10 protein-coding genes are annotated in these 14,514 nt (G+C 50.6%); all 10 read right to left on the minus strand.

Going from position 1 to position 14,514, the window contains the following annotated elements; translation table 11 throughout:
• Window positions 1–119 precede the first annotated feature (119 nt).
• The gene (gene murQ, locus NQ565_RS04450; protein ID WP_005656188.1) at window positions 120–935 is read right to left on the minus strand and encodes an N-acetylmuramic acid 6-phosphate etherase; all 816 of its coding nucleotides are present in this window, start codon (window positions 933–935) and stop codon (window positions 120–122) included.
• A 36-nt stretch (window positions 936–971) separates the two neighbouring features.
• Window positions 972–1,811 carry a BadF/BadG/BcrA/BcrD ATPase family protein gene (locus tag NQ565_RS04455; RefSeq protein WP_005656190.1) on the minus strand — a complete coding sequence of 280 codons (840 nt, stop codon included), beginning with the start codon at window positions 1,809–1,811 and terminating at the stop codon, window positions 972–974.
• Window positions 1,812–1,838: 27 nt separating this feature from the next.
• Complete coding sequence (locus NQ565_RS04460; RefSeq protein WP_005656192.1) at window positions 1,839–3,029, minus strand: acyltransferase family protein; 1,191 nt, start codon at window positions 3,027–3,029, stop codon at window positions 1,839–1,841.
• 17 nt (window positions 3,030–3,046) lie between these two features.
• Window positions 3,047–6,010 (minus strand): FAD-binding and (Fe-S)-binding domain-containing protein, encoded by a 2,964-nt coding sequence (locus NQ565_RS04465; RefSeq protein ID WP_005656193.1) that lies wholly within the window; start codon window positions 6,008–6,010, stop codon window positions 3,047–3,049.
• Window positions 6,011–6,152: 142 nt separating this feature from the next.
• The gene (locus tag NQ565_RS04470; RefSeq protein ID WP_016661123.1) at window positions 6,153–7,391 is read right to left on the minus strand and encodes an exo-beta-N-acetylmuramidase NamZ family protein; all 1,239 of its coding nucleotides are present in this window, start codon (window positions 7,389–7,391) and stop codon (window positions 6,153–6,155) included.
• Window positions 7,392–7,424: 33 nt separating this feature from the next.
• Window positions 7,425–8,747: an MFS transporter gene (locus NQ565_RS04475; protein WP_005656198.1), complete on the minus strand. Its 1,323-nt coding sequence runs from the start codon at window positions 8,745–8,747 to the stop codon at window positions 7,425–7,427.
• 27 nt (window positions 8,748–8,774) lie between these two features.
• Window positions 8,775–10,154 (minus strand): SpoIID/LytB domain-containing protein, encoded by a 1,380-nt coding sequence (locus NQ565_RS04480; protein WP_005656200.1) that lies wholly within the window; start codon window positions 10,152–10,154, stop codon window positions 8,775–8,777.
• Window positions 10,155–10,182: 28 nt separating this feature from the next.
• Window positions 10,183–11,115 carry a DUF4922 domain-containing protein gene (locus tag NQ565_RS04485; RefSeq protein ID WP_005656203.1) on the minus strand — a complete coding sequence of 311 codons (933 nt, stop codon included), beginning with the start codon at window positions 11,113–11,115 and terminating at the stop codon, window positions 10,183–10,185.
• 3 nt (window positions 11,116–11,118) lie between these two features.
• Window positions 11,119–12,585: a glycosyltransferase family 2 protein gene (locus tag NQ565_RS04490; RefSeq protein WP_005656205.1), complete on the minus strand. Its 1,467-nt coding sequence runs from the start codon at window positions 12,583–12,585 to the stop codon at window positions 11,119–11,121.
• Window positions 12,586–12,611: 26 nt separating this feature from the next.
• A complete protein-coding gene (locus NQ565_RS04495) occupies window positions 12,612–14,492 on the minus strand; it encodes an outer membrane protein assembly factor BamB family protein (RefSeq protein ID WP_040315975.1) in 1,881 nt (626 codons plus the stop codon).
• Window positions 14,493–14,514: the final 22 nt, after the last annotated feature.

Raw genomic sequence — 14,514 nt, forward strand, 5'->3', positions numbered from 1 at the left:
CATAAACAGTGCGGAAGATGCCGCATGCGGCAAGGCAGAGTCTGTTCTTCCGTTCTTTTGTTCTTCTGTCTGAAAACCGGGTGAGATCTCTGTGTGCTCTGTAGTGAATCTGCCAATTGTCATTCTTTGGCCCGGTAAGCGTCTGCCGCTTTCTTCACCGAGCCGTGCATCAGCAGGAGCGCCTTGGCTTTTCCGTAGTCAAGCCCCAGTTCCTCGACCAGCATACGCGTGCCGCGGTCCACCAGTTTCTTGTTGCTGAGCTGCATATTCACCATCTTGTTGCCTTTCACACGGCCCAACTGTATCATTACGGAAGTGGTAATCATATTCAGAATCATCTTCTGTCCTGTACCCGACTTCATGCGCGAGCTTCCCGTAACGTATTCAGGTCCTACAATCATCTCGATAGGTACATCGGATTCCGCAGCCATTGGCGAATCGGGATTGCTGGTGATGCAAGCCGTCAGGATGCCATGCTCGCGGGCTTCGTGCAGCGCACCGATAACGTAGGGGGTTGTGCCGGATGCCGCTATGCCGATAACCGTATCCTTGTCCGTAATATTGCGTTCTACCAGCTCTTCCCAGCCGCGTTGCATGTCGTCTTCCGCATTTTCCACGGGATTACGTAGGGCGGTGTCTCCGCCGGCTATCAGGCCGATAATCAAGGTAGGCGGCATGCCGAATGTCGGTGGTATTTCGGAGGCGTCGAGTACGCCAAGGCGGCCGCTTGTGCCGGCGCCCATATAGAAAATGCGTCCGCCCTGTTTCATGCGGGGTACGATTTGTGTTACTAATTTTTCTATTTGCGGTATTGCCTTTTGTACGGCAAGCGCCACTTTCTGGTCTTCCCTGTTGATGTCTTCCAGTATTTCACGGACAGACTTCTTTTCCAAGTCGTTGTAGAGCGAAGGTTGCTCTGAGATTTTTACAAACATAAGGCTATTTACGAGTTTACGGTTTACTATTTGCGATTACTTGTGATATTCTATCAGACCTTCCATCGGGCTCTTGATGACCGTACCCAGCCGGATACCCATTTCGCTGGCAGCTTCGGCCAATATCGTCTTGTAATAGAAAGCCACGGAGCCGATAAAGTGTACCTTGCTTTCACGGTAGTTTTCGTACTGCATCACGTTACGTTTGAGGAATGCCTTGAAGCTGTCCGATACCAGTGTGCGTATGCAGGGTTCGTCCAGGTTCTGTGCAAGGAATGGAGAGAGGCTTGCCAGAAAACGGTTGGGGAACGGCTTGCGGTATACACGGTCGATGATATCGGCGGGTGTCAGGTTGAACTGCGTGAGGAACTTCTCCTTCAGTTCGGGGGTCATCTGGTTTTTCAGAATATCGCCCACCAGCAGCTTGCCCAATACGGCGCCGCTGCCTTCATCTCCGAGGATGAATCCCAGTGGAGATACGTTGGATACAATCTGCTTGCCGTCATAGTAGCATGAGTTGGAGCCTGTACCCATGATGCAGGCAATGCCGGCATCGTGCTGGCAAAGTCCGCGGGCTGCCGCCAGCATATCTGTGTTTACTTCCACTTCTCCCTTTACCCGGAGATGCTTGGTGATGGCACGGTGAACCATGGCTATCTTGTCGGGAAATCCGCATCCCGCACCGTAGAAATATACAGCATCCAATGCATCGGTCGTTAACCGGGGCAACAGTGCTGTCGCAATCTCATTACTGATTTCCTCTTCCGATTGAAAGAAAGGGTTGGTTCCTTTCGTAAATATCTGCCGGATGAGTTGTCCGTTCTCTACAACACACCAGTCGGTCTTTGTAGAGCCACTGTCTGCTATTAGAATCATATTATTACTTGTTTTGAGTTTATCCGATTATAGTTTGATATAAATCTTCCGTTTATAGAGTTGGTAGCCGATGCACCAGTTGATGCCGACGAACAGCAACGCATACGCCAGCGAACCGCCGGTTTCGCCGAATACGGGCATTAACAGCACTTTGTACAGAAATCCGTGTATGCTGATGCTACCTTCGCCCCACGGGAAGCAGATGCTGCCGAAGAGAATGCCGAGCACACCGCCCAGCACATACATGAATAAAGGATTGACACCGAACGACTCGAAGAAGAGGCTCCATTTCTTATAGCCTTTCACGTCGATAATCCAGATGAGCAGCGCCAGGAAGCTGGAAGCCAATCCGCAGGTAGCCAGTACGAAGGTAGGCGACCATATTTTCTTGTTGATGGGGCATCCGTAACTCAGCAGGAAGCCGGCGAATGTAAGGATGGTACCGGCTAAAAACAGTTTGATAAGATGCGAGTTCAGCATACTTTCACGGCTTTCATCAGCCTTGCCTCCTTCGAGCATCATACGGCCTACGCAGAAGCCCAACAGTACATGGGCTATGGCAGGGATGGTGCTTAGTAAGCCCTCCGGGTCGATGCCGTTATCCTTGTACATATGTGCGGGGGTAAGGATGGCACGGTCTACAACAGAAAGGATGTTCGTATCGTTGTAGGCAAATCCATTGCCACAAACCAACAGGATGAAGTAGCCTGTCAGTAGGGTAGCAATGAGATAGGGGATGTTGCGGTGCTTCATGGTCAGCGCAATGATAGCGGTAGCACCGTAGCAGAGGGCCAGACGCTGCATGACACCCAGGATACGGATGCGGTCGAATGTCCATGCGGCTTCCCACAATTGGGCGCCGAAGCCGATGCCCTCCGTGGGAGAAGTCCAGTAATAACAGAACCTCGAGAACCAGCCGATACCCATACCAATAAGGAAGATGAGTATGGTACGTTTCAGAATCTTCATGCCGGCGGCACGGCTGAATTCGAAATTATACTTTTTCAGAGAGATGTATGTGGAAATTCCCATGATGAACATGAAGAACGGAAATACAAGGTCGGTGGGGGTAAGACCGTTCCATTCCGCATGACGCAGGGGGGCATAGATATGCGCCCATGTACCGGGGTTGTTAACCATAATCATGCCTGCAATGGTGACACCGCGAAGGATGTCGAGGGCAAGGATGCGCTTGTTTGTTTTTACTGTACTACTCATGATTTTTGTGTGTTAAGTTAGTTGTTGAGTTTAACGGTTGCGGGTTGGGTACATTCATCTACCAGGTAGACTATGGACACATACGGAATACCGGAGTTGGTTGTCAGCCCGATTTCACAGGTACGGCTGTTGGAATATCCGATGCTTACGCCGGCTGCTTCTATCTGGGGGCGGAGTTTGCGCAGGGCGTATGCGTTCAGTTCGGGATATGTGAAGCCGCGGTCGCCGGCAAAGCCGCAGCAGCCTACTTCTTCGGGTATGATGACTTTGGATGAGCAGAGACGTGCCAAGGCTGTAATCGTATCGGCAAGCCCCATCTTGCGCATGGAACAGGTGATGTGAACTGCCACAGGGCGGTCGGTAGGGGTGAATACCAGTCTGTTACGCAGGAATGTATATATGAACTCTGCCGGTTCGTAAAGCTTCATTTTATGGATGGTCTCGCGCATCCGGTGCAGGCACGGGCTTTGGTCGCACAGCACAGGATACCTGCCCTGTTCGCTGGCTTTCCACAAGGCTGCCTCCAGTTCGGCAGATTTGCGGTCGGCAATGTCAAGCATTCCCTTGCTTTCCCAGATTGTGCCGCAGCAAAGCTTTTCCATGTTTTCGGGGAAGATGACTTCGTAACCGCCTTTTTGCAACAGGGCAATCATTTTGCTCGCCAATGCCTGCTCCACAGGCGATTTTTTTGGCAGTCCCATTGTCTGGTTGATGCAACTGGGGAAATAAACCACTTTCAATTGACCATTAGCCGAACTGTCTTTGTCTGCGTTCTTATTCCGCAGGGTATCGTTGTCAATTGTCAATTGTGAACTTTTAATTGAATAGGCTTTGGGCATTGCCGGCGTCCAAAGGGGGATGCCGAGAACGTTGTGCATGCCTTTGGTGATGCAGCTCATCGCTTTGGTTCCCAATACGGAATGACCGAGGTTGGCAAGTCCCAATACGGGACGCAGTGCACTTTTTATGCCGGCGAAGTGATTGGCGGCGAAATTGCCGGCCTTATATCCTATGCTGCCTTGCGGCAATTCTTTCTGGCGGATGATGTGTGTCAGGTCACCCGTATTGATTCCCATAGGACAGGACATGGAACAGAGACCGTCGCCGGCACAGGTCTGGTTGCCAGGATAGCGGTATTGTTTTTCCAGCAGGGCGAGACGTTCGGGGGCTTCGCCGCTCTGTTGAAGGCGGGCTATCTCCCTTTGCAGTACGATGCGCTGTCTTGAGGAGAGGGTGAAGCCGCAGGACAGGCAGTTCACTTCGCAGAAGCCGCATTCGATGCAGCGGTTTACTTTGGCTGCCGGATTTTGGGCATCCAAAGGAATCAGCGGAAGCGGTTTGAAATTTTTGATATGGCATTTCGGGTCGTCATTGAAAATAACGCCCGGATTCAACAGACCTTTCGGGTCGAACAGGTTTTTGACGGCTTTCATCACCTCGTAGGCTGCATCTCCCCATTCGTGGCGTACAAAAGGAGCCATGTTTCTGCCCGTACCGTGTTCTGCCTTCAGCGAGCCGTCGTATTTGTCCGCAACCAGTGTCTTGACATCATTCATCAGGTTTTCGTAGCGTTTCACTTCGGCTTCGCTGCTAAAAGACTGATTGAGGATGAAGTGGTAGTTCCCCTCCAGCGCATGTCCGTATATACAAGCATCCTCGTAGCCGTGACGGGCTATGAGTTGCTGCAATTCGGCGGTTGCTTCGGGTAGGTCCTCGATGTGGAAAGCCACATCTTCGATGAGGCACGTTGTTCCCGGTTTCCGCGTCCCGCCCACGGAAGGGAAGATGCCGGAGCGGATGGCCCAGTACTTTGAATACTCTTCGGGCTTGTCGGTGAAGCATACGGGTGTGTAGGTCTGGAAAGCGGAGAGGCATTGTTCTATTGCACGGATGTTCTGCCGAAGTTCTTCCGTGCTGCGGGCTTTGGTCTCGGTCAGCACGGCGGTCAGTCCGGTTTCGTCTCCCGGTTCTACGCCGGGCAGGGTGGATGAACATATTTCGCCCTTATACTTCAGGAATACGGGGTCGCTTACCGATGCCAGAGATTTCCAGTCCAGCAGCTCTGCTCCTTTTACGGTCCACTCACCATTGGCGCCGGTTAGTTTTTTCATGGCTACCACAGCACGGCAAGCTTCTTTTATGGTCTTGAAGTAGAGCATGGCACTTGCCTTGCAAGGGTAGTCATACTCCGTTTTCATAGTCACTTGCGAGAGGAATGCGAGTGTTCCCTCCGAACCCACCATAAGATGGGCAATGATATCGAACGGGTCGTCGAAGCGGACAAAAGGGAGCAGGTTCAGACCGGTTACATTCTTTATGGAATATTTGTAGCGGATGCGTTCCGCCAGTTTCCCGTCGGCACGCACTTCATCGCGGAGCGTGCAGATGCGCCGGATGAAATCGCGGTGTGTCACTTCGAATGCGGCGCGGCTTACACTGTCGCCGGTGTCGAGTACCGTTCCGTCAGCCAGTACGATGCGGGCGGAGAGAAGCACCTTGTCGCTGTTGGCATGCGTACCGCAGTTCATGCCCGAAGCGTTGTTCATGACGATACCACCCACCATGGCGCTTTTTACGGAGGCAGGGTCGGGAGCGAATTTCCGCCCGAAAGGGGCCAGCAATTCATTGACCCGTTGCCCGATGATACCGGGCTGCAGGGTGATTTCTTCATGGTCGGGAGATATGCTGTAGCCTTCCCAATGTTTGCCGGCTACAATAAGTATGGAGTCGCTGATGGCTTGTCCGGATAAGCTGGTTCCTGCTGCCCGGAAAGTGACGGGCAGGTTGTGGCTGCCGGCAAGTTTCAGCAGCCGGGAGATTTCCTCTTCTCCTTCCGAACGGATTACGATTTGCGGGATGAGGCGGTAGAAACCGGCATCTGTTCCCCAAGCCAGCCGACGGAGTTCGTCGGTGTAAATCCTTTCCTGCGGAATGAATTGTCTCGCTTCCTGCAGGAAAGCCATGTAGTTACTCTTTTCCATAATGTATAGATCTTTTTACTCCTGTGCTTCTTCCCGCAATCCTTGTCGCAATAACTTGTGAAAGAACTTTATAGGGAAGCACATTCAATATACAACCGAATGATATTCAGTATGCGACTTACCGTTTTTTATACTTGTCAAATTATTTATATAAATAATACTGCTTCGACAGTTTACGGAACTCCTCAACGTCTTTGTACCAATAGTCGCGGATGTCTTCCCAACGGTTGCGCTTGCTGAAGCGTTCGCGTATCTGTTTTGAGCCGCTTACCTTGTCGAACATGGCGAAACGGCCTTTATCCGCATGGTCAAATACGGCACGGTCGGGATAGAGCGCGGCTACTTCCTGCATTACGAGGAACTGTATCTCGCTTAGCGGTGCTTTGCCGAAATCCATGATGTGCACTTGCACGCCCTGCAGCAACTCTCCTTTACCTACGGAGTAGAACGGTTTCAGGTACATCGGTCGGAAGACGATACCCGGTACGTTCAGCCCGTTCAGGTTTCTGGCAAGTTTCTCGGCTTCCACCCACGGGGCAGCGAACATCTGGAACGGAATCGTGTAACCTACTCCGATAGACATATAGCCCAACTCTCCCAAAATGCCGCTCACGGGATAGAAAAATGCGGAGTGCGGGTGCGGAATGTGCGGAGAAGAAGGAACCCATTGCAATCCGGTCTGTGTATAGTCCATCTTGCGCTTCCAGCCTTTCATCTTTACAACCTGCAATTTGCATTGCTTGCCGTCTTTCAGCATCTTTTCCCCATTCAGCATGAAAGCCAGCTCACCGCAAGTGAGTCCGTAAAGGTACGGAATTTTAAATTGGCTGACAAAGGAAATGCAGTCATCTTCCGTCAGATTACCCTCTATCTTCAATCCGCCTACGGGATTGGGGCGATCCAGTACGATAAATTCCTTGTTGTTCTCGGCAGCGGCTTCCATGGCAAGTCCCATGGTACTGATGTAGGTGAATGAGCGGCAGCCGATGTCCTGAATGTCGTATACCAGTACATCAATGTCCTTCAGCATCTCCGGAGTCGCTTTGCGTGTCTTGCCGTAGAGGGAATAGACGGGCAGTCCGGTTGAGGCATCCTTGATGTCCGTTACGTGATCGCCGGCATGTACATCACCACGTACGCCATGTTCCGGACCGTAGAGTGCCACGAGATTCACGTTCGGCGCTTCGTGCAGAATATCGATGGTGGATTTCATGTGATTATCTACTCCCGTAGGATTGGTAATCAGTCCCACACGTTTACCTTCCAGGCATTTGAAGTTTTGCTCTTTCAGCACTTCGATGCCGGTCTTTATTTTTATTTTCTGTGCGTATGCCATGCAGCAAAGGGTGCAAAGGATACAGAGAACGAGATGTTTTTTCATAATGGGTATCTTTATGGTTCGTTTATCAATCTTTTATTTCTTGCCGTATTCGGGGTCTATCCGCCTGTCGGCAAAGACGGTGACTATCACGGTGGCAATGCAGCATGCGATTACCATCCAGAAGAAGTTGGTATAGCCGATAGCTTCCTGAATGTAACCGGCAAACATGCCCGGAATCATCATGCTCAGCGCCATGAATGCAGTGCAGATAGCATAGTGTGATGTCTTGAACTCGCCTTCGGAGAAATACATCATATAGAGCATATAGGCTGTGAAACCGAAGCCGTAGCCGAATTGTTCGATAGCAATCGCCGTTGATATGGCAAACAGGTTTTCGGGCTGGCAAATGGCCAGGTAGACAAAAGTCAGGCAGGGAAGTGTCATACATGCCGCCATCCACCAGATGGATTTCTTCAATCCGATGCGCGATGCGAATATGCCACCGAGAATACCGCCCAATGTGAGGAATATCACACCGATAGTGCCGTATACGATGCCTACTTCCGCCGTGGAAAGCCCTAAGCCTCCCGCTTCTTTACCGGCAACGAGGAAAGGCATGCACATCTTGATGAGGAATGCCTCGGGCAGGCGGTAGAGCAGCATGAATACAATGGCAAGCAGTACACCCGGTTTGGTAAAATAGGTGGCGAAAGTGCGTCCGAACTCCTTGAAAATAGCCTTGGCACTGGCTGTTCCCGGAGCCAAGACCGATTTGTCTGAAGACGGTTTGGGTATCATGAAAAGGTGATAAAAACTTACTGCACTGAACATAACGGCCGTAACCAGCATCGTGATAGTCCACGACAGCGGAATGTTGTCGTATTTCAGTTCGATGGCACCGGCAATGGCTACGAGCACTCCTTGTCCGAAGATAGACGCAAGACGGTAGAAAGTGCTTCGGATACCGACAAACTCAGCCTGCTCGCCCGATTTCAATGCCAGCATATAGAACCCGTCTGCGGCAATATCGTGTGTGGCGGAAGCGAATGCCGTGATGATAAACAGTATCAAGGTTACGGTGAACATACTGATAGGAGTCGTGCCCGCTGCCATGGTTGCTTCGTCCGGATGCGGAATGGTCAGGGTCAGCAGGATGAAAGCTATCGACATAAGAATCTGCATGGAAACTACCCACCATCTTTTGGTTCTGATAATGTCTACAAACGGGCTCCAGAAAGGTTTGATAGTCCATGGCAGATACAGCAGGCTGGTAAATAGCGCCATGTCTCCATTGGGTACACCCATTTTGGCAAACATCAGTACGGAGATGTTGTTCACGATAAAGTAGGGGATACCCTGTGCGAAATATAAGGTAGGGACCCATGCCCAGGGGGATATTTTCTTGATATTGTTCATTCTGTCAATTGTTTTTCTGTTATAGGATTAGTCATATAGTTGGTCGATACTGGCGCCGATGTAGTAATGCAGCAATATCTCATCGTATTTGTATCCTTGTTCTCCCATTACGGCAGCACCTATCTGGCAGAGACCTGCGCCATGTCCCCATCCGGCTCCGGTGAGGATGAAACGCCCGGGGATGCCGGCCTCCGACACTTCTGCGCGGTCTACGACAAAGGCGGAGCTGTAAAGGTGTGAAGGAGAAAGCGTCCGGCGGATTTCCAGCTCTTTCCCGATAGTCAGCGTCTTCTTCGTACCTACGATTTTCAGTTTCCAAAGGCGTCCGGAGGTGCCGCGGGCCACGGGAACAAGGTCGATTATCTGTCCGTAGTCTATGCCGGAGCGTTTCAGTATGAGGGCGGAGAGTTCGTCTTGAGTATATTCTACTTTCCAACGGTAGAAATCGGTGGTTTCCTGGTCGTAATTGTTGAGAACCTGTGACAGGATTTTCTTATCCGTAGTATTGCAGAATGCTTCGGGGGAAGTACGTATCCAGCGGTCGGCTTCGGACTCCTGAGTCAGGTCGGGCAGTTCGGGAGCAGTCTTTTCATTTCCTGTCAGATAATCGCGCTGTTTGGCAAGATAGGGATATTTGATATCTTCCCAGCAATACTGGAACTCTTCGAATGCTCCGCCGCAGCATTTGGAGAAGCGGGCATCGCATATTCTGCCTTCTGAGGTAAGTACCTGTCCGTGGGTGGCGGCTATCGCCTGGCGGACTATATCGGTGGAAGCGCGCGTTATCCCCTGATAGCGCTGGCAGTGGTCGTCCGCACATACGTCGAAATGGGTATGGGAGTCGCGCTCATACCATTTCAATTGACAGTAGGCAGTTGACAGTTGGCAATTGGCTGCGTTGTCTTGGTTTGCGTTTTTATTCCGTATGGTATCATTACCGGTTGACAGTTGTGAATTGTTAATTTGCAAACCAGAAAGGTTTGCAAGCAGCCAGCTGCGCGAGATGACTGCATGTGCCTTCAGCAGTTCCAGGGAAGCGGTAGCACTCATCTCGCTGGAGATGACGCTGGTCAGGTAATCCTCCACGCGGATGACATTGATACCAGTCAGCTTGCCGTTTTCTACGATAATCTTTAAAGAACCCTGGAAGCGTTGGTCTTCTTTGCGTTCCCAGTGGAAGTTTATCCCGATAGTCACATCCAGCAACTCGAATGCCGCAATGGATTCTTGCAGGGGTTCAAACATTAGTTCGTCATATTGCCTGCCGTTCCAAAGGATTTTACCTTCGTCGTAGGTAACAGTCTGCTTGCCGTTGACTTCCTTGCCGGATACGTGGTAGGGGGCAAGCAGGATAAATTCTATCTGTGGCTCGAATAGGATGCCGACTTCTACTTTGGGTTCTTTCATACTTGTTTATTTAAAGGGATGACGGATATTACAGTTGTTCCTGGATGCGTTTCCGCACCTTTTGAAAATCTGCGGGAGAAAGGCATACTTCACCCAATATCTGTGCGATGTCTTCTGCCGTTATTTTGATGAAATCTTTCTCGACGGGGGTGATGAATACGCCGCCTAAGTCTACGGAGGCAGGACTGCTCAGCAGGTTGGCGTCGCCTTCGGCCGTATAACATGCCGGACGATGCTTGGCACGAGGAAAGACAAATACAATCCATTTGTTGTCTTCGTACATTACAAGGACATTCATCATCGGTTCGTCTTCACCGGGCTGTATGTCCAGTGAGTGATAAATGGTGTCGAACAGCTTAATAGCCGTCTTGCGGTCGGCAGATTCGATGACGAGCGTAGTGCGCGGGGCATCGTTCAGCCACCATAGGGTGGCCTGACCGTAGTCGGCTACTTTGCCTGCTACCTGTCTACGCCAGTCTTGTTCAATAGGCATGAAGCCTTTGTTGCCGGCCTGGAAGTGGGCGTGGTCGGGAGCGGAAGCGCCGCACTTGGGACCATTGTAAAAAATGGTGTAGTCGGTCAGTTGCCGTGCCAGGTCCAGCATATCCCCGAAGCGGGGAGCTATGCGCTGGGCGACATGTGCGGTTTCCGGTACCGTCAGATGACGGGGGAATATGGGAAACGGATTGACCAATATGTTGTAGTGTCCTTCGAACGGGATGCCTTTTTGCACTGCCGGCAAGTTGGCGGGGCAGAGAAAGCATTTACGTTCCTTAATGGACTTTGCATCTACTTTGGCTCCGGAAGATACGATACGTGCCGGATTGAACTGTACTTTATAAAGGGTGCCGTTTACATTCAGTTCTTTCACCTGCACTCCGGAAAGGGCGGCGTAGTTATTACGCGCCGTTTCCCAGGAAGCAAGCTGTTCGGTTAGAAGATTGTGTATGGTCTGATTCATAGGTCATTTACCGTTTTTCTTGTTCATAGCAATGCGTGCCTGCAACTCCCACGTGCGGATACGGTCTTTGTAAAGGTTGTGCCCGTTCATTTTGACGATGTCCAATGAGGCATCCGAGTTGTCGTCCCAGCGGCGGCAGTTGTAAACAACGTCATAGACACGGCCTATCTGGTATTGGCGGGAGAAATTCAGTCCAAGGGCATAGTCTTCGCCATAGCTCGTATTGGGCACTTTTACTTCGCGCAGTACCGGAGTATAGAATGCGCGCGGTGCACCCAGACCGTTAATACGGAGGGCATTGTTACGCCCGTTGTCCGGTGTCCACTCCTTGTGATCGATGATGCCCGGAGCAATCATGTTCATGTTGAAGTCCGTCATCATGTAAGTACCTACTACCATGGCGCAGTTCTGTTCGTAGAAAGCACGTACCATAGTGACCAATGTATTTTCATCGGCATATACGTCGTCGCTGTCCAATTGTACGGCAAACTTGCCGCATTTGGGGTGGTGTACGCCCATGTTCCAGCAACCGCCGATGCCGAGGTCGTTGCGTTCGGGGATGATATGGATGAGGCGCTCGTCATTCTTAAACTCGTCGATGGCTTCTGTCGTTCCGTCGGTGGAGTGGTTGTCGATGATGATAAGATTGAACTTGAAGTCTGCCTTCTGGTCCAGTACGGAACGGATAGCATCGCGGATGGTGCGTATACGGTTGCGTACGGGGATGATAACGGATGCCTCGTATTCGAAATTTCCGGCAGAGAACTCAATCTGCTTGAACTCCGGTTTCAGGTAGCCACCGATTTCTTTCAGATGTTCCGTGCATGCCGCTTCCATTTCAATCTGACGGTTACGGTTCTTTGGGTCGACGTAATCGAATATCTTTTCACCGCTCTTACGTGTATCGTTTTCCACTTCACTGTACAGATATTCATTGATATGTACGAGGTCTGCCTTTTGGCTCAGCTTCAGTCGTAAGTCGTAAAGGCCGGCAAAGTTATAATCGCACTTCATGCGGCAGGCTGCCTCTTTTAGCTTTGAAGTATTGAAAAGGAGTACCGAGCCGAAATTGAAATCGTCTCTCAGCGAGCCGAACTGATAGTCGATGACAGGAGCATTCGTCTGCTTGCCGTCGGCTATCTGGTAATGGTCGGCATAGACCATTCCTGCATCCGAATCTTCTGCAATGTGCATCATGCGTTCCAAGGCGAACATACCCAGTTCAAGAGTCGTTTCTTTGGTGTATAGCAATGTATATTCAGCATCGGTTTTTTCGGCAATGGTTTTCATGGCAGTGCTGCTGTAGGGCATGTCTACGGATAAAATCTCACAGCCGGGCAATGGTTCGAGCATAGGGTCTGTTGTTACTAAACGGATGTTGCCGATAAGACCTGTAGCCTGTAATCCTTGTACTGTCTTTTCAGCCTGTTCTTTTCCTGCAAAAGGAATAAAGCAATCAATCTTCTTCATATCTGTAAGGTATTATTTTAAAATTCTCATTTTTTTATTTTAAACTTCAGCATTCCGGTTTCTCCACTCGTGGCGGTAAACAGCACCCGGTTGTTGTCGAGCGGTACCACTGTGCTTATGAGCGAATTGCCTGTTTTGTGTTTCCACAGCACTTTGCCAGTCGCGGCTTCCAGCGCGAAGATAAGTCCTTCTTTGGTACTTCCGAATACGACTCCGTTTTTTTCTACCTGCATGGAAGGAGCATGCTCGTAGCCGAAGCCTACATTGGATGCCCACAGTTTGTGCGGTTGGTCGCCTTTGGTGGAGTAGCATACGATACTGTCGTTCATGGTCTTACTGTAAATACGTTCTTTATCTTCGGACAGTCCTATTGTCTCACGTACCATGGATTGGAAGGTACGCCATACAGTATTGCCCGTTTCTATGTCAATGGCGGTCATGGCACGTTGCGGGTCGGTAATGAATACCTTCCCATCGGCTGCCACCGGCCATACGGCGGCAGGGGAGAAGTGCATGCGCGTCAGTCCGCCTGTCCATTTCCATAATTCCTTGCCGTCTGCTTTATTTAAAGCGTATAAGGTATTGTCCCATGCGCCGAAGATAACTTTATTGTCCGTTACCAAAGGTTTGGTTTCGATGTAGCCCTTTACGCCGGCAAAAGCCCATTTCACTTCTCCGGTACGGATGTTTACAGCACGGAAAGTGTGGTCGCTGGCACCGATATAGGCAATGCCGTTCTCTATTGTCACTGCTCCCAATACAGGTTCGGCAGCTTCTACTGTCCATAACAGATTACCGTTTTGGGCATCCAGACCATATATCTTACAATCGGCGGAACCGAATACGACAATTCCTTCGCTTACGGCAGGTGTTCCGACAATTCTTTTTCCGGATTGGAAACTCCATAGTTTCTTGCCGTTTTTAAGGGCATAGGCAGTGAGGCGTCCCAGGTCGTCGCCAACGAATACTTTGTCTTTTTCCACTGCCGGTGAACAGTAGATGCCGGCTCCGGTTTGCACTATCCATTGCTCTTGTACTTGTGCATACTCTTTGTTTACGGAGAAGTCGGGATATTTTTCGGCTTTCCCATTACGGTCATAGTATGAATCCGTCAGCGAGAATGCGGCCCATTGTCTTTTCGGTTCTCCGATGCGTTGTGTATAAACGAGGATGGAATCTTCTGTAATCTCATAAATGCCGTAGCCCGGCTTTTCATCCTTGTCGCGCAGGTTGCTGCGCATCAGGATACCCGGAATGCCGTCATAGCGCAAGTCGCGGTTGCGGTGGTAGTGTCCGCCTATAAACAGGCGTATGTTGTATGGTCGCACGGCATCCGTCACTTCATACCAGTTGTCCACATCGCCTTCCGTCATCGGATAGTGGGTAACAAGTATTACAGGTTTGTCCGGCCGGGAATTGCCGGCATTGTACCGGTCCATCGTTTCCGTCATCCAGCGGATATCCTGAGGGACAACATGGCCGTATGCCATACGCATCAGCGGGCCTGAATTAAAACCGAGGAACAAAAAGCCTTTGTGTTCGAATTCAAACCGTTCGCCACCGAATATCTCTCCGAAGGCAGTACAGCCGGAATCGCTCCATTTGGTTTCATGGTTACCCAGCACTACGTAGTATTTCACTTTCAGCAGGTCGAGACATGATTTTACTTTTTCCATGGTGGTGCGGTCGCCCTCTTCGGCAATGTCGCCTGTCACCAATACGAAATCGATGCTGTCGGTTGCATTAATTTGTGCAATGGAACGCAATAAATCTTCCGTAGGATTGGGGTTGTTCGGACTTAAGTGGATGTCCGTCAGTTGTGCGAAGCGGAACACGGCCTGCTGTGCCTGCACCATAAACGGTAGCAGGCAGGCAAACAGGACGCTGGTGAATAGTCTTCGGTTCATAAATGATGATTGGTTTTATAAA

The organism is Bacteroides stercoris ATCC 43183 (assembly GCF_025147325.1).
GTDB lineage: Bacteria > Bacteroidota > Bacteroidia > Bacteroidales > Bacteroidaceae > Bacteroides > Bacteroides stercoris.

Excerpts from the sequence above, each read along its gene's own strand:
- NQ565_RS04480 (WP_005656200.1), bottom strand. The coding sequence starts at position 10,154 with ATGAAAGAACCCAAAGTAGAAGTCGGCATCCTATTCGAGCCACAGATA.
- murQ (WP_005656188.1), bottom strand. The coding sequence starts at position 935 with ATGTTTGTAAAAATCTCAGAGCAACCTTCGCTCTACAACGACTTGGAA.
- NQ565_RS04455 (WP_005656190.1), bottom strand. The coding sequence starts at position 1,811 with ATGATTCTAATAGCAGACAGTGGCTCTACAAAGACCGACTGGTGTGTT.
- NQ565_RS04460 (WP_005656192.1), bottom strand. The coding sequence starts at position 3,029 with ATGAGTAGTACAGTAAAAACAAACAAGCGCATCCTTGCCCTCGACATC.
- NQ565_RS04485 (WP_005656203.1), bottom strand. The coding sequence starts at position 11,115 with ATGAATCAGACCATACACAATCTTCTAACCGAACAGCTTGCTTCCTGG.
- NQ565_RS04490 (WP_005656205.1), bottom strand. The coding sequence starts at position 12,585 with ATGAAGAAGATTGATTGCTTTATTCCTTTTGCAGGAAAAGAACAGGCT.
- NQ565_RS04465 (WP_005656193.1), bottom strand. The coding sequence starts at position 6,010 with ATGGAAAAGAGTAACTACATGGCTTTCCTGCAGGAAGCGAGACAATTC.
- NQ565_RS04475 (WP_005656198.1), bottom strand. The coding sequence starts at position 8,747 with ATGAACAATATCAAGAAAATATCCCCCTGGGCATGGGTCCCTACCTTA.
- NQ565_RS04495 (WP_040315975.1), bottom strand. The coding sequence starts at position 14,492 with ATGAACCGAAGACTATTCACCAGCGTCCTGTTTGCCTGCCTGCTACCG.
- NQ565_RS04470 (WP_016661123.1), bottom strand. The coding sequence starts at position 7,391 with ATGAAAAAACATCTCGTTCTCTGTATCCTTTGCACCCTTTGCTGCATG.